This is a genomic window from Pedococcus sp. P1_H8, from assembly GCF_056405175.1.
This window is the reverse complement of sequence record NZ_JBFUCP010000045.1, coordinates 1-686: the sequence shown is the minus strand read 5'-3', so window position 1 is coordinate 686 and position 686 is coordinate 1. Positions and strand designations below refer to the sequence as shown.

The following is a 686-nucleotide window of genomic DNA, read 5'->3' as shown; positions in this document are numbered from 1 at the left end:
GTCGTGGACGGCGTCGGAGGCCACCGCCAGCAGGTCGACGTGCTCCTGCGCGAGCGGTCGCTGCGCGTCCAACCGGGCGAGCATCAGCAGGTCCTCGACGAGCAGACCCATCCGCGACGCCTCCCCCTCGATCCGCGCCATCAGCATGTCCGTGTCGGTGGTCGCGCCCTGCCGGTACAACTCGGCGAAGCCGCGGATGGTGGTCAGCGGGGTGCGCAGTTCGTGGCTGGCGTCGGCGACGAACCGGCGCATCCGGCCCTCGGAGCGCCGGGCGGACTCCTCGGACGCCTCGGTCGCGGCGAACGCGGTCTGGATCTGCGCGAGCATCCCGTTGAGCGCCACCGACAGCCTGCCGACCTCGGTCCGCTCGTCGCGCTCGGGGACCCGGCGGTGCAGGTCCCCCGCCGCGATCGCCGCCGCCGTGTGCTCCACCTCCACCAGCGGACGCAGGCTGCGGCGCACCACCAGGTAGCCCGCGACGCCGAGCACGCTGAGCACCACGACGCCGATCCCCACCTGCAGTCCGACCAGCCGTTCCACGGTCTGGTCGACGTCGGCGAGCCGGATCGCGACCGTGACGGCGCCCTCGGGGGTGACGGCGGTCAGGGCCCGCCAGTGCTGGTCGGGGTGCCCGATCGAGCCGACCGTCACCGGGTCCGGGCCGGGGTCCACCGGCAGGTCCGGGT

General features: G+C 74.3%; 1 protein-coding gene. It reads right to left on the bottom strand.

The window, feature by feature from the left end:
• On the bottom strand, positions 1-686 hold a 686-nt coding region (locus AC1DYG_RS18730), incomplete at both ends, for a histidine kinase dimerization/phospho-acceptor domain-containing protein (RefSeq protein ID WP_477641377.1).